The organism is Undibacterium sp. Ji83W (genome assembly GCF_049340385.1).
In the GTDB taxonomy this organism is placed as follows: Bacteria; Pseudomonadota; Gammaproteobacteria; order Burkholderiales; family Burkholderiaceae_D; genus Undibacterium.
In genome coordinates, this window is record NZ_JBMPOZ010000002.1 from 159,844 (window position 1) to 179,410 (window position 19,567).

Genomic DNA, 19,567 nt, shown 5'->3' on the forward strand with positions numbered 1-19,567 from the left:
ATACGAAGCAGCACGACATTAAACAGCAAAGATTTCTTACCATCAAAAAGAGGTTGTTATGTCCAACGCAGCAATTACTGAAGCAACTTATGTTGCCTCGTTTGAGCATTTACGCATGACGGATGTTGAATCCGTCGGCGGAAAAAATGCTTCTTTAGGCGAAATGATTAGCCAGCTGGCAACAGCGGGTGTGCGTGTTCCTGGTGGTTTTGCCACCACTGCTCAAGCTTTTCGCGATTTCCTGACACATAGTATCGACGGCGGTTTGCCATTGGAAAAACGTATTGCCGACCGTCTTGAACATCTGAATATCGATGACGTCAAGGAACTGGCAAGAGCCGGTGCTGATATCCGTCAATGGATCATAGACACACCGTTCCAGCCGCGCTTGCTCACAGAGATAGAAGAGTTCTACAACAAGCTGGTTTCTGATTCTACGGCTGAAATGTCATTTGCCGTGCGCTCTTCAGCTACCGCAGAAGATTTGCCTGATGCGTCTTTCGCCGGTCAGCAAGAAACCTTCTTGAATGTTGTCGGAATTGACAATATTCTGGAGGCAATGAAGCATGTATTTGCCTCACTGTACAACGACAGGGCGATTTCCTACCGCGTTCATAAAGGCTTTACCCATGCCGAAGTCGCCTTGTCTGCTGGTGTGCAGCGCATGGTGCGTTCTGATTTGGGCGCTGCGGGTGTAATGTTCACGATAGATACAGAGTCCGGTTTCAAGGATGTGGTCTTCATCACTTCCAGCTATGGTCTGGGCGAAACCGTGGTGCAGGGTGCAGTCAACCCTGACGAATTCTATGTCCACAAACCTATGCTGGAACTGGGAAAATTGCCAGTTATCCGCCGCAATATCGGTTCTAAACTCATCAAAATGGAATTCACTGGCGAAGCCAAGGCTGGCCGCTCGGTAAAAACAGTCGACGTGCCAGTGGAATTGCGCAACCGTTATTCCTTGAATGATACTGAAGTGGTGGAACTGGCTAAATACGCGACCATCATCGAGAAGCATTATGGCCGCCCTATGGATATAGAGTGGGGTAAAGATGGCCGTGACGGCAAACTCTACATCCTGCAAGCTCGTCCAGAAACCGTCAAATCCCAGCAAAAGCCTACTGACGCACAACAGCGCTTCAAACTCAAAGGCAGTGGCACAGTATTGGTATCTGGCCGTGCGATTGGTCAGAAAATTGGTGCGGGTCGCGTACGCGTGATACATGATCCATCCGAGATGGAAAGAGTGCAGCCCGGCGACGTACTGGTTGCCGACATGACAGATCCCAACTGGGAACCCGTCATGAAGCGCGCTGCTGCCATCGTCACCAATCGTGGTGGTCGTACCTGCCATGCAGCGATCATCGCACGTGAACTGGGTGTGCCGGCTGTAGTTGGCTGTGAAGATGCCACTGACGTGCTGAAAGACGGCACCCTGGTCACCGTATCTTGTGCTGAGGGTGACGAAGGCAAGATTTACGACGGTTTGCTGGAAACCGAAATCACTGAAGAATTGCGCGGCGAATTGCCCAAGTTGCCCTTGAAAATCATGCTCAATGTCGGCAATCCTCAACTGGCATTTGACTTCCAGTCTGTACCGAATGAAGGTGTGGGCTTGGCACGTCTGGAATTCATCATCAACAATAACATCGGCGTACATCCAAAAGCGATACTGGAATATCCGAATATTGATGCTGACCTGAAAAAAGCAGTGGAATCTGTTGCCCGCGGCCACGCGTCTCCAAGAGCTTTTTATGTCGACAAACTGGCAGAGGGTATTGCGACCATTGCTGCTGCATTCTGGCCCAAGAAAGTCATCGTTCGCTTGTCTGACTTCAAGTCGAATGAATACAAGAAGCTCATAGGCGGATCCCGTTACGAGCCGGATGAAGAAAATCCTATGTTGGGTTTCCGTGGTGCTGCGCGTTATCTGGCACCGGATTTTGCCGAGTCATTCGAAATGGAATGCCAGGCAATGAAACGCGTGCGCAATGAGATGGGCCTGACCAATGTAGAAATCATGGTGCCTTTCGTACGTACGCTGGGTCAGGCCGAAAAAGTCGTGAACCTGCTGGCAAAAAATGGACTCAAGCGCGGGGAAAATGGCTTGCGTTTGATCATGATGTGCGAAGTACCATCGAATGCAATCCTGGCAGAAGAATTCCTGCAATTCTTTGATGGCTTCTCTATTGGTTCCAATGATTTGACGCAGTTGACGCTGGGCCTGGATCGCGATTCTGGTATGGAATTACTGGCGGCAGATTTTGATGAGCGCGACCCTGCAGTACGCGCTTTGCTGTCACGCGCCATCGCTGCTTGCCGCAAACTCGACAAGTATGTCGGCATCTGTGGTCAGGGGCCATCTGATCATCCTGACTTTGCTGAATGGTTGATGAAAGAGGGAATAGAATCGATTTCCCTGAACCCGGATTCTGTGATTGATACCTGGCAGAAACTGGCGGCAGTCGGAAAATAAGTAGTTTGAATTGAAGTTGGAAACGGGAGTTCCTTGAAAAAGGACTCTCGTTTTTTCTTGTTGGTGCGCCGCAACATAAATCGAATGTGACCCCTTGTATTTTTTAAAATTAAGACTAGACTACCGATGTCGAAACTTAAGAAAAAGAAAATCAATACTTCAACAAAATTCCTGAGAAAGCCCTCGTTACCATGTAAGGTAACGGGGGCTTTTTTGTGAGTAAATTTCTATGGCGATTACCGATGAAAAATATAAGCCAGTCGTAGAAAATGTAAAGGTAGCAGTGTAGAAAAGTACAAAAATTGATAAGGAGAATAAGAATATGAACGGATGGATGATGTGGATGATACTGGCGGGCCTGGTCGTGATATTTGAATTGTTCACGGGTACCTTTTATTTATTGATGATTTCAATTGGACTGGTGGCAGGTGCCTTGGCAGCTGTATTTCAGTTGGGTTCGGAGAGTCAAATGATCGTTGCGGCTGTTGTTGGCGCGCTCGCAACCACAGCCTTACACAAGAGTAAATATGGCTGGAAAGAAAATGCAAATGCTGCCCGTGACCCAAACGTGAATATGGACATAGGGCAAACCTTGCAAGTCAATGATTGGAAAGAATTGGGTAATGGCAAGTTTGCTGCGAGAACCATGTATCGCGGTGCCATGTGGGATGTTGAATTGCAGCACTCGGCAGGCTATCCCGGTGCTTATGTGATTGAAGAAATACAAGGTAGCCGTTTGATAGTGAAGCCTTCATAGCAGTAATTAAGATCAATATAAAAATCAATATAAAACAGTCTGAATAACAATAAAGGTAAGGATATGGAAAATATAGGTAGCGTCGCTCTGGTTTTATTGGTGTTGGCCATGGTATTTGTTTTCAAAACCATCAATGTCGTACCACAACAGCATGCCTGGGTGGTAGAGCGTTTGGGTAAATATCATGCCACCCTGGGGCCAGGCTTAAATATCGTGGTGCCATTTGTTGATCGCATCGCTTATAAACACATACTGAAAGAAATTCCGCTGGATGTACCACCGCAAGTTTGTATCACCAGGGACAATACGCAGTTGCAGGTAGATGGTATTTTGTATTTCCAGATTACCGATGCCATGCGCGCTTCATATGGTTCTTCAAACTATATTGCGGCGATCACACAACTGGCACAAACCACCTTGCGCTCTGTCATCGGCAAAATGGAACTCGACAAGACGTTTGAAGAGCGCGATCACATCAATACCACTATCGTGAATGCAATTGATGAGTCTGCAGCCAACTGGGGTGTCAAGGTCTTGCGCTATGAGATCAAGGATTTGACCCCGCCAAAAGAAATTTTGCATGCGATGCAGGCACAAATTACTGCTGAGCGTGAAAAACGTGCTCTGATCGCTGCTTCTGAAGGCCGCAAGCAAGAGCAGATCAATATCGCCACTGGTGAACGTGAAGCGTCGATTGCCAAATCCGAAGGTGAAAAACAGGCGTCGATCAACCGCGCACAAGGTCAGGCTGCGGCCATTCTGTCGATTGCAGAAGCCAGCGCAGAAGCGATACGCAAAACTGCCGCAGCGATGCAATTACCAGGCGGCTCTGACGCGGCTAACCTGAAAGTGGCTGAGCAATATGTGGCAGCATTTGCCAATCTGGCCAAAACCAATAACTCGATTATTATCCCGGCCAATCTGGGTGATATGAGTGGCCTGATCGCGACAGCCATGCAAGTTGTTAAATCTCAGAAACCTGCTGTTATTGAATCGCCACGACGACCTGTCTAATAAAATGAGGGGCGTGACAGGCTCCTCATTGTCGTAACACTATCCACACAAAATTCCGTTGTACTGCTGGTATCTCCCAGATGCCAGCAGAGCTGCTGCATTTCCGAAAAACTGGGACTTTAAAAGAGGCTAAGTATGTTTGAAATTATTTTGGCAGTCGTTGTTGCTGTCATTATTTTGCTGTTGTATAGCAGTAATGTATTGGTGTATATCTCCAATGAGAAAATTGGTATCGTCGAAAAAAAATGGTCAACAAGTGGTTCGGTGCAGCATGGATTCATTGCACTGAATGGCGAAGCTGGTTTCCAGCCTGAAGTTTTGCGCGGTGGTTTCCATATGTTTTTCCCATTTCAATATTCCATCCACAGACATGACCTGGTGACGATACAACAGGGTACGCTGGCTTATGTATTTGCCCGCGATGGACAAGCCATGGCACCAACTCAAAATCTTGCTTGTAATAAGGAGGCCAATGATTTTACTGATGTTCGTAGCTTTCTGACTAATGCTGGTCAAAAAGGTTTGCAACGCAAGATACTGCGTGAAGGTACTTATGCCATCAACCTCGCGCAATTCGTGGTGCTGACTGCCGAACGCGTGTACGCCTTGCCTTTGCCTGGTGATGGCAATATCAGTAACGATGGTATCGTCGTCGGGCAATTGGCTGAAATGCTGGATGAACTGCGTTTGCGTAATGGTTTTCTTCCCTTGGTCATACGGGACGATAAACTGGCGGTGATTACCACACATGAAGGTCAGTCTTTGCCTGAGGGAACGATTGTTGCTCCAGTAGTTGGTGCAGATCCGCATCAAGAGCGCAGCTATCATCATGATTTCCAGAACCCGGAAGTATTCATAGATGCCGGTGGTTACAAGGGACGTCAATTACAAGTCCTGGTCGAAGGCACTTATTATCTGAACGCACGTTTCGCCAGTTATGAGATAGTTGAGAAACGTGTAGTGCCAGTTGGTTATGTCGGTGTTGTCGTGTCTTATACAGGCAAAGCAGGTAATGACGTCACAGGTGATGCTTACCGCCACGGTGAACTGGTCAGTAGCGATGAAAAAGGCGTACAGGTAACCCCATTGTTGCCTGGCAAGTATGCGCTGAATCCTTATGCCAAACGTGTCATTGATGTGCCAACCACCAACTTCATTTTGAAATGGCAATCAGGCCAGGTTGGTTCGCATGAACTGGACAAACACCTGAGCGAAGTATCCCTTATCACCAAAGATGCGTTCGAGCCGGACTTGCCTTTATCGGTAGTCGTCAATATCGACTATAAAATGGCACCGCTGGTCATACAAAGGTTTGGCGATATCCAGAAGCTGGTAGAGCAGACCCTGGACCCCATGGTGGCAGCGTACTTCAAGAACATAGGCCAGGGCAAGACCCTCATTGAATTACTGCAGGAACGCTCAGACATACAGGAGCGCGCCAAAGCAGAAATGCGCAAGAATTTTGAAGGCTATAACCTTACCTTGAATGAAGTCTTGATAGGCACGCCGCGCGCCAAGAATGGTGACACCCAGATCGAAGTGATCCTGAAACAATTGCGTGAGCGCCAGGTATCGAGAGAGCAACTGGAAACCTATAAAACCAAGGAAACCGCAGCAGTGCAAGAGCGTATCTTGCGCGAAGCAGAAGCCAGGGCAAAACAGCAAACAGCCATTACTGAATCAGAATTGGCCGTCAAGATTGCAGAAAATCAGGGTAGTGCAGCCGTGCAAAAAGCGATCAAGGCAGCTGAGGAAGCGCGTCAGGTTGCTTCTGGTGCAGCTGATGCCAAACGCACCCTGGCCAATGCCGAGGCTTATCAAATCCAGCAAATCGGCGAGGCGCAGGCGAAGGCGACTGAGTTGAACGTCGAAGCTTATGGTGGCCCTGAACTGCAATTCCAGCAAACAGTCTTGCTGCGTTTTGCTGAAGCGATAGAGAAAGGCCATATCGCCATGGTGCCCAGCATACAGACCGGTGGCAATGGCAGCAGTTCAGCCGTAGATGCTTTCCTGGCACTGGCTGCAAAAGACCTGTTGAATAAAGGAGAGGGCAAGACAGCAATTATTAATGCCAGTTAATCTTGTATTTGAGAGGTGGCTTTGATCAGGTCAAAGTCACTTCTTCTGTGGTCAGCAGACCAAGCGCTTGAGCTTGTGGCTGCCACAGGCAAATATCTGCCAGTAGTGCGTGAAGGTCCAGTCCGGTCTCTTTGGAAGCATCTACTGCACATTGGTGAAGATCAGGATTGTGATAAGCAGCCTGTAAAAAATGATATTGCCAGGGAAGCAGGCTGATCAGTTGTACTCGATAATTCAGGCGGGTAAATGCCAGATGGCTGGTTTCAGGATTTGGTGGTGCTGGTAAATCTTGATCAGCAGGTGCGTGTTTAGCCTGTTCCCAGTACTTCAGTAAAGGAAAACTGGCTTTCAGTAGCCGTACGCAGGCCGGGATATGGATGTCTGCATGTGAACCCATCAGCAGATCAAACGCATTGTGGGTTTTGATATTACGGTTATTCTCCAGTCCAGGTGCCCGTATTACCTCGGTAAACGCCCGTTCCAGTCTCGCCATCTCTACCGGAAACTGCAGTAGCAGGTCTGCTTCGCCAGCCTTTAAATCCTCTGTATTTTTGGGCTGGCTCTCCAGCAGGAAGTTGGCAAAGCCAGCACCTAAATCATACAGAGACGGCGCGCGGGATGGGTATCGCCAGATATAGTTATGGGCAAAAAAATTAAACAATTCATTGCCCATCAAACGATGTAGAACCGGGAAATCCGCCTGCAGGCATTCTTGCAAGCGCAAGATATAGCCGTTAGCATAAATGTGCATGCGCGATTGTTTACCTGGCGTGATCTTGATTACGCTCGACTCTTCCAATCCCAGATGTTCCTGTGCCAGCGATAAACCTCTTGCCAGACCGCCGGGTGCAGTCATCACTGTTAAAAACCAGTGCTGTAATTGCGATAGCGATGGATCAGGTGCAGGCTGGCTCATGAAGTACTGAGTTCTTCCAGTTGAAAATGCACAGGCGTAGAAATGCTCGTACCCGATGCAGCATTGATTTTCATCTCTGGAAAACGACCAGTCATGACCAATCGTGCCTTGTCCAGTTCTGCCAGTAAGTCTGGATAGTCAGGGATATTGGCATCCCATTCCAGCAGAGTGGAAACACCACCCGTCAAGGCTTGCGCCAGTGCATATAAGTGCCAGACTGGTGTTGGCACAGGCTGATCATGCGTATCTATCATATAGTCACCATAGTGACTTGGCCCCGCCAGATGAATTTGCACGATGCGGTCTGCAGGCAGGTTGCGTATATAACGTTCAGCATCAAAGCCGTGATTGTAGGCAGACACATAAACATTATTGACATCCAGCAGCAGTCCACAGCCAGTTTTTTCGGTTAAACGACTTAGAAATTCATCCTCCGCCATGTTTGACTGTTCAAACTCTACATAGGTACTGGGATTTTCCATAATCAATGGACGCTCCAGAAAATCCTGCACTATGCGTACTCGTTCAGCTACATGCGCTAGCATGGCCTCATTCAAGGGTAGTGGCAGCAAATCATGGGTATTCATTGCAGCGGCACCTGTCCAGCACAAATGGTCAGATACCCAAACTGGCTGCAGTTCTTTTGCCAGTTGCCTGAGTTTTTTTAGATAGTCGAAATCCAGTGGATCTGTACTGCCTATCGACAGCGAAACACCATGCATGACGATAGGACAGGTTTGCGCTATTCGTTCCAGAACGTGGCGTGCATAACCATGGTTATCAATGAAGTTTTCTGCAATCACTTCAAACCAGGCTACTCCGGCTCCGTGTTGAAGTATGTGCTCAAAGTGCGTATTGCGCAGACCAACACCCAGGCCTAGATTAGGCAGGCCCAGACGTGGCTGTACTATGTTCATAGTTTGCATAGTGTGTTTCTAAGGCATGCCCATATCATCAGGTTGATGGTGGCAAAGCCAGGCGCAAGTCATTGGGTTTTGGCATTTCCCCAGGATTTTTGTGGCGCGTCGTCATTACCGTGCTGTAGGCCGCCCAAGCTGTGTCAAAAACACTGTCACCTTGCTTGAATTTGATGTTCTTGTTCAATAGATGCTCCGCATGTGGTGGCGCATCATCAAAAGTATACAAAGTCATTGTGCCGCTCGCGGGAAACAGTTGCGATGCAGAGATAGGCACAGCACAGCCGCCATAGGTTCTGCAGCGGTTATCGCTTGGTGCGCTATATAAGGTGCCGGTAGGTGGAGGGCCCGGCGGCGCGCCGCAAATACCGTGTGAGCCGCGGTCTGGAGTTGCGATGAGTAACGGTTCTTTTTCCGGTTTAACAACCATGTCTATCTGGGCAAAGCCACAGCCACCTTGGGCCTCGCAGCCATTTGATCCACGGCAACTGTGATAAACCGCAATTGCAGCGCATTGATTAATTGCCTCTTCGGATTCTGTTACTTTGTTGGCGTTGAAATCCAGACCCTGGCAGGAGTGATACAAAATATTCTTGTCTGGTAGTGGAACGCTGACTGACAAGTCCGGTGAGCAACCAGTAATCGCCCAGCAAATCGACATACGGTCACCTGATCCGACCATGGATGGATAAGGGAAAGCTGCGTCCTTATTTGTCCAGTATTCATCCAGTACCGAGGTGATACCATAAATCGCACCTGCAGATACGCTGCTTAACATCTGCACGGTTTTTGCGCCTTCGCTTTTCAGACGGTTCAGCGCCCCGGCGACGTCATCAGGTGTCGGGATATTTTGTGGTGCTGACGCTGCATCGTAATCCTTATTGGTCAGCATGGCGGCGGTCCACTGATTGCCCGCAACGGCATGCCATTGTTCCCAAGTCAGCAAATGATCAGAGGTACCTTTTCCAGAATGCTCCATGTCTTTCCTGATATCCTGGAAGCGTTCATAGTGGTCAAATGCCGCGCTATGGAAACGTGCTGCAGCATCTCTTGATTCATCTAATTTGCCGTCACCATCATATGCGGGATAATCTGCTTTCAGAGCGTCGTCGGACTCGCGATAATCGGGTTGAACGGCACGCAGTAATTGAGTACGACGGTAGTGTTTGATCCCTGCAGAATTACCTTCGCCCTGATCGGTGATGGCACACATCATGTCGATGGCCTTGTTTTGCGAAGCGGCCATGCCGCCATCAAGATCTTCAGGGCTGAACAAAGTATCAAATTGCGGATATTCTTTTTGGGGATGACTGTCGTTCGGCTGTTTAGGTGTGCTGTGGACATTGAACATGTCTTTTTGCACTGAATTGTTATCAAACAGTTTTTGCCACAAAGTCTGACCATCCGTGTATTCCATGCTGATGTATTTGGCATAGCATTCATACATATAGCCGATGGTGCCAAACAGCGGCAAGTCAGCAAAGCCCTTGCCTGGACTCCAGTTCGCCAAAGGTATATCCGGGAAATACTTGTCGGCGTTGTGGCGCAATTCTTCGCGTGCCTGCTTTTCTGGCTGCTCGATTGCCAAAAACAGTTCTATCTGGTTTTTATTCAGTGATTCCAGATTGACCCTGACATCTTTGTAGCTGTTGGTATCCCTGAGATCAACAATGCAGGGTATGGTGTAGTTGTCTGGACCATAGCAAGTCCAGCCACGCTCACTGCTTTGCAGACCTGAATCTTTGGTAAAGCTGGGGGCAACGCCAATAGCGGTGGCGATATTGGCAGCCATCTGCAAATGCAGCATCTCTTGGATGAAAACGCTGAAGATGATATTGAATGCGCGCTCATTGGCTGTAACAGCTTTTGCCGTGGTCGCCATTCCTGGCCATTGGCGGCCTTTATAATAATTGTTACCCTTGGAATTGATTTGATGCGTGCCATAGATCGAGTACATGGAGTTCATGTACAGCGGTATCGTAAACAATTCCACGCTGACAGTTGCCTGAGCAATTGCCCTTACGGCGGCGGCATCGGTGTTGAATTCTGATAAGGGACGATTCTTGATGGCGTGCTGCGGTGTTTCAGGTATGGCTGCGAACATGAGACGACTCCTGCGCTGGCTTGATATGATTGGGGGATGTGCAGACGAAATGCGGCAGTAAAAAATGAACAAAACGTAATGACTTTAACATAAAAGAATATGTGCTTGAAAGTATTTGAGCGCACCTGATTCTTTTCAGGCTGTTTGCTTTTTTGCGGCATCTTCACAATTTTTGGAGCAATCGGTATGAAAGAAATTATCAGTCAATGTCAGCTTGGCTTATCGTCGCTTGCAGACCCGGTAAGGGCACAGGCCATGCGTGCCTATATGAAAAACCGTTTTGAATTTTTGGGTATTCCCGCACCTGACAGGCGCAAGGCATGTGCGGACATTCTCCGCCAATTAAAGACGGCTGATGCTGACGAACTTTTGCAGATCGCAACTGGCTTGTGGGCCTGTGAAGAGCGAGAATACCAGTATCTGGCAGTGGATATCCTGGCCAAGCATTACCGACGCTTACGCCCGGCAGACATACCTGCATTGCTAGTGCTGGCGCAGCAAAAATCCTGGTGGGATACTGTCGATGGACTGGCCGGTATTGTTGGTGATCTATTGCGGCAAAATTTGACGGCGAGCCGGGATATACAAGCAGGCATGGATAAAGCACTTGAACATCCCGATTTTTGGGTGAGGCGCATCGCTTTATTGCATCAGCTAGGCTGGCGCGAGCAGACCGATGTGGACAGATTATTTACTTATACCCTGACACTAGCGGATGAAAAAGAGTTTTTCATCCGTAAAGCGATAGGCTGGGCATTACGTGACTATGCTTGGCATGATCCTGCTGCCATTCGAGAATTTTTGCAAGAGAACCAGAACCTGTTTTCTGGCCTGAGCTACCGCGAAGCCGCTAAAAACCTGGAGAAATTGGGGAAATAGTTACAAAAAACTTTGCAGTTCATTCCGCAGCAGCACATTAAGCAACCATGCTGCATGGCATTTGCAATATGATATCGGTTGTTTGTTAATTGCCAGTCTGCATTTCTCCTGATGAAACCTCAAAAACTTATCTTGTCTGCCATCGCCGTAGTCGGCGTGGCTATCGCTTCTTATTTTGTCGTACAAAAAACTAATCAGTCTCCAGAGAGCAAAGCGGTAAGCTCTCAGGCTGAGCAAAAAGAGGCATTTGATCCTGCCAAATTACCAGAAGACTTGAATGGCTTGTTGGTCGCCTATCGCAAAATCATCATCTTGCTGGCTGACGAGAAAAAATTGAATGCCAAAGAGCGCAATGAAGCAAATCGGGTAGGGCAGGCTTTGTTCCATGAAAATCTTGTCAGGCTCAATGATCTGGATGTATTTTTCAGTAAGTTAAAATCACTCAGCAATGCCAAACGTGAAGCCAGTTTTGACACCATCCTGACCTATATAGAATCTGGTGAAGATTTATATGATGCAGACCGTCTCGCATTCCGCGAAGTTTTGCTTAAGATGCAAACACTGATTGCTACAGAGCAGACTTTGCCATCGATTAAACTGCACAAGCGTGTCAGCGATGATTTGAATGCGCTAAGCGAAATCGAAAAAGAATACGACAAAGAACTTAAAGAGATTTTCTCTCGTTTTGAGTCGCGCTCCATAGAACTGAAACGTGAGCGCTGGGATGATTACATTGTCAAACTGCGCAAGCTGTATAACCGCGAGCAAATCCTCAAGGATTACGGTTTCATCTTGCCTTACCCCGAAAAACCGGAAGCCGCCGATGAAAAAGACAAGGAAATTTTCGGTCAGGGCTTGCCACCAAAAACCGTCGTATTGACTTTTGACGACGGTCCACATGCCACTTATACCGATGAAATTGCAGCGATACTCAAGCAATACAATGTGCCAGGCGTGTTTTTCCAGGTTGGCAAGAACGTCGGCAGCGTTGATGCGCAGGGAAAAGAATCGCTGAATAAAAATGCCGCAACCAGCAAGAAGCTGTTGAGCGCAGGCCATGTATTGGCCAATCACAGCTTTAGCCATGCTTTGCTGTCCAAACAAAGCGGCGATAATCTGAATGCAGAGATTGAGCAGACAGATAAATTGCTGAAGGCCATAGACCCGGCACGTTCATCCTTGTTTCGTTTCCCTTACGGCGCAAAAAACAAGGAAGGCATGCAAATCCTGCACAAGCTGGGCTTGCGTTCAGTCATGTGGAATATTGATTCCCTGGACTGGGCTGACCCGGTACCCAATTCGATTGCTGGCCGGGTGCTTGGCACTTTGGAGAAAGAGCAGCGCGGCATCATCCTCTTCCACGATATCCATGAACGCACGGTAAAAGCCTTGCCACTGGTATTGGATAAACTGATTGCTGACGGCTATAGCTTTGCATCATGGGATGGCACTGACTTCAAGATCGCCAAAGGTGGCAAGCCTACGCCTGAAAAAGTCAGTATCAGTACTGACTATCAAAATAGCTGGGCTATCGTGATCGGCATCAATGACTATCCAAAATGGCCCAAGCTGCAATATGCGGTGCAAGATGCCAATGCTATCCGTGACACCCTGATCAATCGCATGGGCTTTGCCGGTGACAAGGTATTGACACTGACCAATGCAGATGCAACCCGCAATAATATTTTGGCCTTGTTCCATGAAAAACTGGGACATGGGCAATTGAAAAAAGACGACAGGGTATTCGTCTTCTTTGCTGGTCATGGTGCAACCAGGAAGCTGAGTTCTGGCCGCAACCTGGGTTATATCATTCCTGTTGATTCTGACCCTGAGCAGTTGTCTGTCGATGCCATCCCCATGACAGATTTGCAGAACATCGCCGAGAGCCTCAATGCCAAACATATCCTGTTTGTCATGGATGCCTGTTATAGCGGGCTGGGGCTGACGCGTGGTGGTGGCACCAGCGCATTTTTGCGTGAAAATGGGAAGCGTCTGGGGCGACAAATGCTGACTGCAGGTGGTGCAGATCAACTGGTTGCTGACGGTGGACCTAATGGTCATTCTGTCTTTACATGGACCTTGCTCCAGGCTCTGAGTGGCAAAGCAGACATGAATGGCGATGGCATGATCACCGCGACAGAGTTGGCAGCCTATATTGCGCCCGCAGTATCAAGCGTATCGCAACAAACCCCTGCATTTGGGAGTTTGCCTGGCTCTGAAGGCGGAGAATTTGTTTTTGAAATACGCGGTGAAGGTGAATTTCTGAATGCAAAAACCAATCAGTTGTCTGCTGATGCCATTGCACTTAATAATAAGCTGGACGGAGCCGCTAAAGCAGGCGGCGATACACCTGTCGTAGTCAAGAATCTGACTGGCGGCGAGCAAAAAATCGCAGCACCCAAAATGGTGGATGGTTCATCAAGGCAACTGGCACAAAGAGCCAATGACCATGGGCTGCAATTATATAAAGAGAAGCAATATGCTCAGGCAGAAGCCGCGTTCACTGAGGCTTTAAAGTATAGGCCTGACTTTGGTCTGGCAGCAAACAACCTGGGTTTTGTTTATTTCAAACAGCAAAAATATGCAGAAGCTGCGCGCTGGTTTGAAAATACTTTGCAGATTGATCCTTCCCGTTCAATCGCCTATTTGAATCTGGGTGATGCCAGGGCGCTTTTGAATGACAATGAAAAAGCTAAAAAAGCATATGCCAGCTTCCTGGAGTTATCGCCAAATAGTCCGAATGCCAACTATGTCAAAGAGGCTATGAAAAAATTGAACTGATATTTTTGAGCGCATTCACAGGTAACGAGAATTGAGTAAGGGATAAAAATGAATGGTGTAACTTTGAAGGCTATCCGCAGTTTGCTGCATTTTAGCCAACATGAAGCGGCAGAGTTGATCGGTGGTGTCACCTTACGCAGTTGGAGTAGCTGGGAGGCAGGTACGCAACAGATACCGCAAGATGTGATATCCATGATTAATTACCTCATGGTGTGCCGCAAGAAGGCAATTACAGATACGCAAGCAGCGATAAAAACCTACTACCAGCAAATGCCGCCAGGTGTCAGTAAAAAGCCGGTAGCACTTGTATGGTACGACAGCTTTGAAGACTGGTGCACCTTGCCCTATCGTGAATCAATCATGTGGAGGCCGCAGCAGTCTGTGGTAGCGCATCTGATCTCGGTAGAAAACTGCAACGTCGTGCAGTTTGATGGCCCCGCTTTTGAAAACTGGCTGGGTCGTCGTATTGATAGCGACGCCATGCGCAATCAATGGGCAGACGAGCAAGTGCCTGCCTGATAAAAAATCAAGGCTGTGATTGCACAGCCTTGATATACGTCACACAGTGCATGTTTGTTGACTATCTTTGCCCTATGCGGGTGTCACCAAACAGGTTTTTCTGATCACGTGGTTGTGAACGCCAGTACTGCTTTGGCGCATCTACGGTCGCTCCCAATTGTGCTGCTGCATGCCAGGGCCAATGTGGGTCATACAAAATGCCACGAGCGATGGCGATAGCATCTGCTTTGCCTGACGTAATAATATCTTCTGCCTGTTGTGCATCCGTGATCAGGCCGACTGCAATGACTGGTATGCCGCAATGCTGTTTTATTTCTTCTGCCAAATGGACCTGATAGCCAGGGCCCAAGGGAATCTTTTGTTCCGGTGAAACCCCTCCACTGGAAACATGGATAAAGTCACAGCCGCGCTCCTGCAATTCCTGGACAAAGAGTTTGCTTTGCGAGATATCCAGACCACCTTCCACCCAGTCCGTTGCTGACAAGCGCAGGCCAACTGCCATGCTGTCTTTGGGAACTGCTGCCCGGACAGCATCAAATACTTCCAGGGGAAACCGTAAACGGTTCTCAACCGAACCACCATATTGATCTGCGCGCTGATTGGCAATGGGGGACAAAAACTGATGCAGCAAATAACCATGTGCTGCATGTATCTCAATTGCATCAATACCCAAGCGGTGCGCGCGTACCGCTGCATCAACAAAAGCCTGTTTCACGCGTTGCAGGCCGACGTCGTCCAGTGCCAGTGGCGCACGTTCAGTTTGCGCATGCGGCACGGCAGAGGGCGCAACCATTTGCCAGCCACCGTCTTCCAGTGCAATCAATTGACCTCCATGCCAGGGGGCCTGGCTGGACGCTTTGCGTCCTGCATGGCCCAACTGTATGGCAATGGGCATGGCAGAATGCTGGCGTATTGATGCCAATACTTTAGCCAGCGCAGCTTCAGTCTCATCTGACCATAAACCCAGGTCACCAGGAGAGATACGCCCTACGGCTTCAACCGCTGTGGCTTCCAGTATCAACAGCCCGGCACCTGACAAGGCAAGCCCACCCAGATGAATCAGATGCCAGTCAGTCGCCTTGCCATCCTCCGCAGAGTACTGGCACATGGGGGCAATGATGACGCGATTTTTTAAACTCAGCGAACCAAGCTTGATGGGGGAGAAGAGAGCGCTCATGTCTTTGAAAAATACCTGAATGAAGGAAATAATCTGATTTCTTCATTATGCCTGCGCTTTTCTTTTGCTGCAGGGAGCAGCTGATTCTTCAGCTTGCTTCCAGTGCCTCAACTATTTCTTTGATTTTGACTGCTTTTTCAAAGTGATCAAACTTGTTTTCCATGATCCACCATGTGGCCGCTTCCATCAATACTTGCGGGTCATCGTTTTTATTGGCAAAGAAGGCGTAAAAGGAAAGGCCAACATTGCTGCCTTTTTGCGCGATTTTGTTATTGCATACTTCTATGATCTTTTTTCTCAGACTACTTCTCATCATTTATTCGTATTCAAGGTTAATGCGTGCCGCCCTCGGTAAAACGAGGCTATGTGCAGCGCTTGAGAGAACTCGTTGAATTCTATTTTTTGCTGTATTTCAGGAATAGCCAAAAAGTCGAATTCTATATCTTCAGATACATCCAGTTGCTGCTCACCTTTTAACCTAAGCCCGGTAGCAAAAAACAAGTGGATGGTATTGGTTTGACGGGCTGGGTTGGCGTACATGGCCCCAAGGGATTGCCAGTGAGTAGCGCTATAACCTGTTTCTTCCAATAGTTCTCTTTGGGCGGCAACGAGAGGTGCCTCACCTTCATCAATGACGCCACCGGGCAATTCTATGCAAACCTTTTTTACTCCATAACGAAACTGCTTTACCGTCAATATGCGGCCATCATCTGCCTGGGCAAACACATGCACCCAGTCAGATTCGTGAAGCACATAATAAGGTTCGATTATTTGTCCATTGGGGAGCTGGCATGTATCTGCGCTCAGTGTTAACCAGGCATCATTGACCAGTGTTGTTGAGTTTATGGTTTTCCAGGGCTTCATATTAAGATTCAAGCTTGTGAAGGAAAAAATCAATGCTTAGTTAGCATCTTCTCACGAAATTATCTTATTCATATTATTTAATGCATGTGATCTGATAAGCTGATTTTCAAGGGTAAGGCAGTTTTATATTAATTGCTATTGAGTTTGACTTCGTCGCGCCCATTTGCATCTGATCAACGGATGCTAGATGAAAATCACATTCGCAATCCTGATTAGGTTGTCGACATGGAATGGTTACTTGTTATTATTGTTTTACTCGTACTTGGCATAGTTGTCTTGCCCAAGCTGCGCTTGCGTCATGTTTTATCCCAGGCTTTTCCCTTGAATTATTCTAAAATTTTGCGAAAAAACCTGCCTGGATACACGCGCATGCCAACTGATTTGCAAATGCAATTGAAGAAACGCATACGTCAATTTCTCTATCAAAAAACTTTTGTCGGCTGCGGTGGCTTGGCTATCACGGATGAAATCAGGGTGACCATTGCTGGCAAGGCTTGCCTGCTGTTGCTGAATCGTGAATCAGATGTGTATCCGCAGCTCACGCATGTCCTGGTATATCCATCGGCATTTGTAGCACCCAGAACACAAATGAATGCTGACGGCATCGTCACGCATACCAATCAGGGGCTCAGTGGCGAATCATGGAGTGATGGCAGGGTCATACTTGCCTGGGATCAGGCAGCGCATAATCCTGACAATGAGGCGCGGGGGCAGGATGTGGTTATCCATGAATTTGCTCATCAGCTCGATAGTGAAACGGGAACGACCAATGGTGCGCCAGCCTTGAAGTCAGCAGCAGCTTATAAGGCATGGTCTGCGCTGATGGAAAGAGAGTATGCCCAACTACATCAGGCGATAGCCAATGATATTGCTACCGTTATTGATCCTTATGGTGCAACCAATCCGGCAGAATTTTTTGCTGTCGTGACTGAGGCATTCTTCAAGAAAAGCCGCGACCTTGCTCACTACCATCCTGCTTTGTACGATCAGTTGCGGGCTTATTACCAGGTTGATCCATGTGACTGGGTATAATCCTCATCCCAAAAACAAGGGGCGCTGTATGCGCCCCTTTGCTTTATTCTACCGCTTCCAGAAATTCCTGCTGTTCCAGCCAGTCAGCTTCTATCTGCCCCAGTTCCTTGACGACGTAAGCCTGATCAAGTAACAAGGCTTTCAGCTTTTCCTTGTTGGCATCGTTATAGATATCAGCGTCTTCAAGTTGTACATCTATGTCTTTCTTTTTGATGTTCAACTTGGCCATCTGTTCCTCCAGGCGTTTGATGCGTGTTTCTATAGGTTTGCGTAGATTGGCAAGGCGCAGGCGGTCATCGGCGTCGCGTTTGCGTTGTTCCTTGTCATCGACCTTGGCGACGGGTATAGGTTTTGCCAATGGCAAAGCTGCTTCCTGTGCCTTGGTTTTTTCTGGCAGGGAAGGGGCAGCTTTTTCCAGTTTATTCTTGAACAGCCAGTCTTTGTAGTCGTCCAGGTCGCCATCAAACGGTTGCAGCTTGCCATCGGCAACGATGATGAACTGGTCCGTCGTGGCGCGCAGCAAATGCCTGTCATGTGAAACGACGACCAGCGTACCTTCAAACTGCGCCAGGGCATCCGTCAGCGCTTCGCGGGTTTCCAGATCCAGATGGTTGGTTGGTTCATCGAGCAGCAAGAGGTTGGGGCGTTGCCAGACAATCATTGCCAGTGCCAGGCGGGCTTTTTCACCTCCAGAAAATGGCTTGATCGGGCTGCTCACCATGGTGCCAGGAAAGTTGAAGCCGCCGAGGAAGTTGCGCAATTCCTGCTCGCGTACATCGGGGGCAATATGCGCCAGATGCCACAGCGGCGATTCGTCATGGCGCAGCATTTCAACCTGGTGCTGGGCAAAATAGCCTATGGACAAACCCTTGCCGGTTTGCATGACGCCGTTCAAAGGAGCGATATCCCCAACGATGGTTTTGATCAGCGTGGATTTACCCGCGCCATTCACACCCAGCAGGCCAATGCGCTGGCCGATTTGCAGCGTGAACTTGACGTCACCTACGATTTTTTTCTCGCTGAAACTATGATCAGTTTCTGATTCTATACGGTAGCCACAATCAACATCTTCCATCACCAGCATGGGATTTGGCGCACTCAGTGGCTCGCGGAATTCAAAAGAGAATTCAGCCGCTGCACGCAAAGGTGCCATTTCTTCCATGCGCGCCAAAGCCTTGATACGGCTTTGTGCCTGCTTGGCTTTGGATGCCTTGGCCTTGAAGCGGTCAATAAAGGATTGCAGATGGGCGCGTTTGCGAGTCTGTTTCTCCAGCATGCCTTGCGCCAGTTCCAGCTGTGCCGCACGCTGGCGTTCAAAGCCGGAATAATTGCCACCATAACGCTTGAGCTTGCGCTCATCAATGTGGACGATGACATTCACCACACCATCAAGAAAATCGCGATCATGGGAGATAATGATCAGCGTGCCTTCATAGCGCTTCAGCCAGTCTTCCAGCCAGATGATGGCATCCAAGTCCAGATGGTTGGTCGGTTCATCGAGCAGCAGTAAATCGGATTTGCACATCAGTGCTTGGGCCAGATTCAGGCGCATGCGCCAGCCACCAGAAAAACTGGCGACTGATTGCTCCAGTTCATTGATCTTGAAACCCAGACCCAGCAGCAATTGTTCTGCGCGTGGGCGCACAGTATATGCATCGGCATCGGCCAGCGCACCATACATATTGCCGATGGCAATACCGTTGTCGTGACTTTCTGGCTGCGCCTCCAGTTCGGCCAGTTGCGCTTCCAGTTTGCGTAAGGCGACGTCGCCGTCTATGGCGTAATCGATGGCGCTGCGTTCCAGCGGCGGCGTTTCTTGAGCGACGTGGGCAAGTTGCCATTTGGCTGGGAAATCGATGCTGCCCTGGTCGGGATGCAATTCACCACGCAACATGGCAAACAGGCTGGATTTACCTGCACCGTTGGAACCGATCAAGCCTATCTTGTCGCCGGGATTGAGCGTCACATCGACGCTGTCAAATAATGGTTTGATGCCGCGCGCCAGGACGACTTGTTGAAGACGTATCATATAAACTTAATTAATGGGTAATG

At 48.6% G+C, this 19,567-nt stretch carries 15 protein-coding genes; 8 read left to right on the top strand and 7 right to left on the bottom strand.

Annotation, left to right across the window (positions count from 1 at the left end; all coding sequences use genetic code 11):
- The first annotated feature begins 58 nt into the window (after positions 1 to 58).
- From ppsA to ACO0LD_RS04970, 4 genes are all read left to right on the top strand, one after another.
- The gene (gene ppsA / locus ACO0LD_RS04955) at positions 59 to 2,476 is read left to right on the top strand and encodes a phosphoenolpyruvate synthase (protein ID WP_423004343.1); all 2,418 of its coding nucleotides are present in this window, start codon (positions 59 to 61) and stop codon (positions 2,474 to 2,476) included.
- A 322-nt stretch (positions 2,477 to 2,798) separates the two neighbouring features.
- Positions 2,799 to 3,233, top strand: a complete 435-nt coding sequence (locus ACO0LD_RS04960; RefSeq protein ID WP_423004345.1) for an NfeD family protein — start codon at positions 2,799 to 2,801, stop codon at positions 3,231 to 3,233.
- 63 nt (positions 3,234 to 3,296) lie between these two features.
- Positions 3,297 to 4,247, top strand: a complete 951-nt coding sequence (locus ACO0LD_RS04965) for an SPFH domain-containing protein (RefSeq protein ID WP_423004347.1) — start codon at positions 3,297 to 3,299, stop codon at positions 4,245 to 4,247.
- Positions 4,248 to 4,382: 135 nt separating this feature from the next.
- Entirely contained in the window at positions 4,383 to 6,326 is a 1,944-nt protein-coding gene (locus ACO0LD_RS04970) for an SPFH domain-containing protein (protein WP_423004349.1), read from the top strand.
- Between the two features lie 25 nt (positions 6,327 to 6,351).
- Here the strand turns inward: ACO0LD_RS04970 and ACO0LD_RS04975 are convergent, their stop codons facing one another.
- From ACO0LD_RS04975 to ACO0LD_RS04985, 3 genes are read right to left on the bottom strand one after another with little or no spacing between them, the layout of a single operon-like run.
- Positions 6,352 to 7,242, bottom strand: a complete 891-nt coding sequence (locus ACO0LD_RS04975) for a putative DNA-binding domain-containing protein (protein ID WP_423004351.1) — start codon at positions 7,240 to 7,242, stop codon at positions 6,352 to 6,354.
- Entirely contained in the window at positions 7,239 to 8,153 is a 915-nt protein-coding gene (locus tag ACO0LD_RS04980) for a DUF692 domain-containing protein (RefSeq protein WP_423005027.1), read from the bottom strand. Before ACO0LD_RS04980 ends, ACO0LD_RS04975 begins: the two co-directional genes overlap by 4 nt.
- 43 nt (positions 8,154 to 8,196) lie before the next feature.
- Positions 8,197 to 10,263, bottom strand: coding sequence for a ferritin-like domain-containing protein (locus ACO0LD_RS04985; protein WP_423004353.1), 2,067 nt, complete (start codon positions 10,261 to 10,263; stop codon positions 8,197 to 8,199).
- A gap of 186 nt (positions 10,264 to 10,449) precedes the next feature.
- Between ACO0LD_RS04985 and ACO0LD_RS04990 the strand changes: the two genes are divergently transcribed.
- The 3 genes from ACO0LD_RS04990 (at position 10,450) to ACO0LD_RS05000 (ending at position 14,442) form a co-directional block, all read left to right on the top strand.
- Positions 10,450 to 11,142, top strand: a complete 693-nt coding sequence (locus ACO0LD_RS04990; RefSeq protein WP_423004355.1) for a DNA alkylation repair protein — start codon at positions 10,450 to 10,452, stop codon at positions 11,140 to 11,142.
- A gap of 111 nt (positions 11,143 to 11,253) precedes the next feature.
- Positions 11,254 to 13,923: a polysaccharide deacetylase family protein gene (locus tag ACO0LD_RS04995; RefSeq protein ID WP_423004357.1), complete on the top strand. Its 2,670-nt coding sequence runs from the start codon at positions 11,254 to 11,256 to the stop codon at positions 13,921 to 13,923.
- Positions 13,924 to 13,971: 48 nt separating this feature from the next.
- The gene (locus ACO0LD_RS05000) at positions 13,972 to 14,442 is read left to right on the top strand and encodes a DUF1870 family protein (RefSeq protein ID WP_423004359.1); all 471 of its coding nucleotides are present in this window, start codon (positions 13,972 to 13,974) and stop codon (positions 14,440 to 14,442) included.
- Positions 14,443 to 14,503: 61 nt separating this feature from the next.
- Here the strand turns inward: ACO0LD_RS05000 and ACO0LD_RS05005 are convergent, their stop codons facing one another.
- From ACO0LD_RS05005 to ACO0LD_RS05015, 3 genes are all read right to left on the bottom strand, one after another.
- Complete coding sequence (locus ACO0LD_RS05005) at positions 14,504 to 15,619, bottom strand: NADH:flavin oxidoreductase/NADH oxidase (protein WP_423004361.1); 1,116 nt, start codon at positions 15,617 to 15,619, stop codon at positions 14,504 to 14,506.
- 88 nt (positions 15,620 to 15,707) lie between these two features.
- The gene (locus tag ACO0LD_RS05010) at positions 15,708 to 15,935 is read right to left on the bottom strand and encodes a DUF6500 family protein (protein WP_423004363.1); all 228 of its coding nucleotides are present in this window, start codon (positions 15,933 to 15,935) and stop codon (positions 15,708 to 15,710) included.
- Positions 15,932 to 16,483, bottom strand: coding sequence for an NUDIX hydrolase (locus ACO0LD_RS05015; protein WP_423004365.1), 552 nt, complete (start codon positions 16,481 to 16,483; stop codon positions 15,932 to 15,934). Before ACO0LD_RS05015 ends, ACO0LD_RS05010 begins: the two co-directional genes overlap by 4 nt.
- A gap of 225 nt (positions 16,484 to 16,708) precedes the next feature.
- Between ACO0LD_RS05015 and ACO0LD_RS05020 the strand changes: the two genes are divergently transcribed.
- The gene (locus ACO0LD_RS05020) at positions 16,709 to 17,515 is read left to right on the top strand and encodes a zinc-dependent peptidase (protein ID WP_423004367.1); all 807 of its coding nucleotides are present in this window, start codon (positions 16,709 to 16,711) and stop codon (positions 17,513 to 17,515) included.
- A gap of 43 nt (positions 17,516 to 17,558) precedes the next feature.
- Here ACO0LD_RS05020 and ACO0LD_RS05025 read toward each other — a convergent pair whose 3' ends face one another.
- Positions 17,559 to 19,544: an ATP-binding cassette domain-containing protein gene (locus ACO0LD_RS05025; protein WP_423004369.1), complete on the bottom strand. Its 1,986-nt coding sequence runs from the start codon at positions 19,542 to 19,544 to the stop codon at positions 17,559 to 17,561.
- Positions 19,545 to 19,567 lie beyond the last annotated feature (23 nt).

Coding starts and splice junctions, on each gene's coding strand:
- ACO0LD_RS05015 (WP_423004365.1), bottom strand. CDS start 16,483: ATGAAGCCCTGGAAAACCATAAACTCAACAACACTGGTCAATGATGCC.
- ACO0LD_RS04960 (WP_423004345.1), top strand. CDS start 2,799: ATGAACGGATGGATGATGTGGATGATACTGGCGGGCCTGGTCGTGATA.
- ACO0LD_RS04995 (WP_423004357.1), top strand. CDS start 11,254: ATGAAACCTCAAAAACTTATCTTGTCTGCCATCGCCGTAGTCGGCGTG.
- ACO0LD_RS05020 (WP_423004367.1), top strand. CDS start 16,709: ATGGAATGGTTACTTGTTATTATTGTTTTACTCGTACTTGGCATAGTT.
- ACO0LD_RS04990 (WP_423004355.1), top strand. CDS start 10,450: ATGAAAGAAATTATCAGTCAATGTCAGCTTGGCTTATCGTCGCTTGCA.
- ACO0LD_RS04975 (WP_423004351.1), bottom strand. CDS start 7,242: ATGAGCCAGCCTGCACCTGATCCATCGCTATCGCAATTACAGCACTGG.
- ACO0LD_RS05000 (WP_423004359.1), top strand. CDS start 13,972: ATGAATGGTGTAACTTTGAAGGCTATCCGCAGTTTGCTGCATTTTAGC.
- ACO0LD_RS04970 (WP_423004349.1), top strand. CDS start 4,383: ATGTTTGAAATTATTTTGGCAGTCGTTGTTGCTGTCATTATTTTGCTG.
- ACO0LD_RS05005 (WP_423004361.1), bottom strand. CDS start 15,619: ATGAGCGCTCTCTTCTCCCCCATCAAGCTTGGTTCGCTGAGTTTAAAA.
- ACO0LD_RS05010 (WP_423004363.1), bottom strand. CDS start 15,935: ATGATGAGAAGTAGTCTGAGAAAAAAGATCATAGAAGTATGCAATAAC.
- ACO0LD_RS05025 (WP_423004369.1), bottom strand. CDS start 19,544: ATGATACGTCTTCAACAAGTCGTCCTGGCGCGCGGCATCAAACCATTA.
- ACO0LD_RS04985 (WP_423004353.1), bottom strand. CDS start 10,263: ATGTTCGCAGCCATACCTGAAACACCGCAGCACGCCATCAAGAATCGT.
- ACO0LD_RS04965 (WP_423004347.1), top strand. CDS start 3,297: ATGGAAAATATAGGTAGCGTCGCTCTGGTTTTATTGGTGTTGGCCATG.
- ppsA (WP_423004343.1), top strand. CDS start 59: ATGTCCAACGCAGCAATTACTGAAGCAACTTATGTTGCCTCGTTTGAG.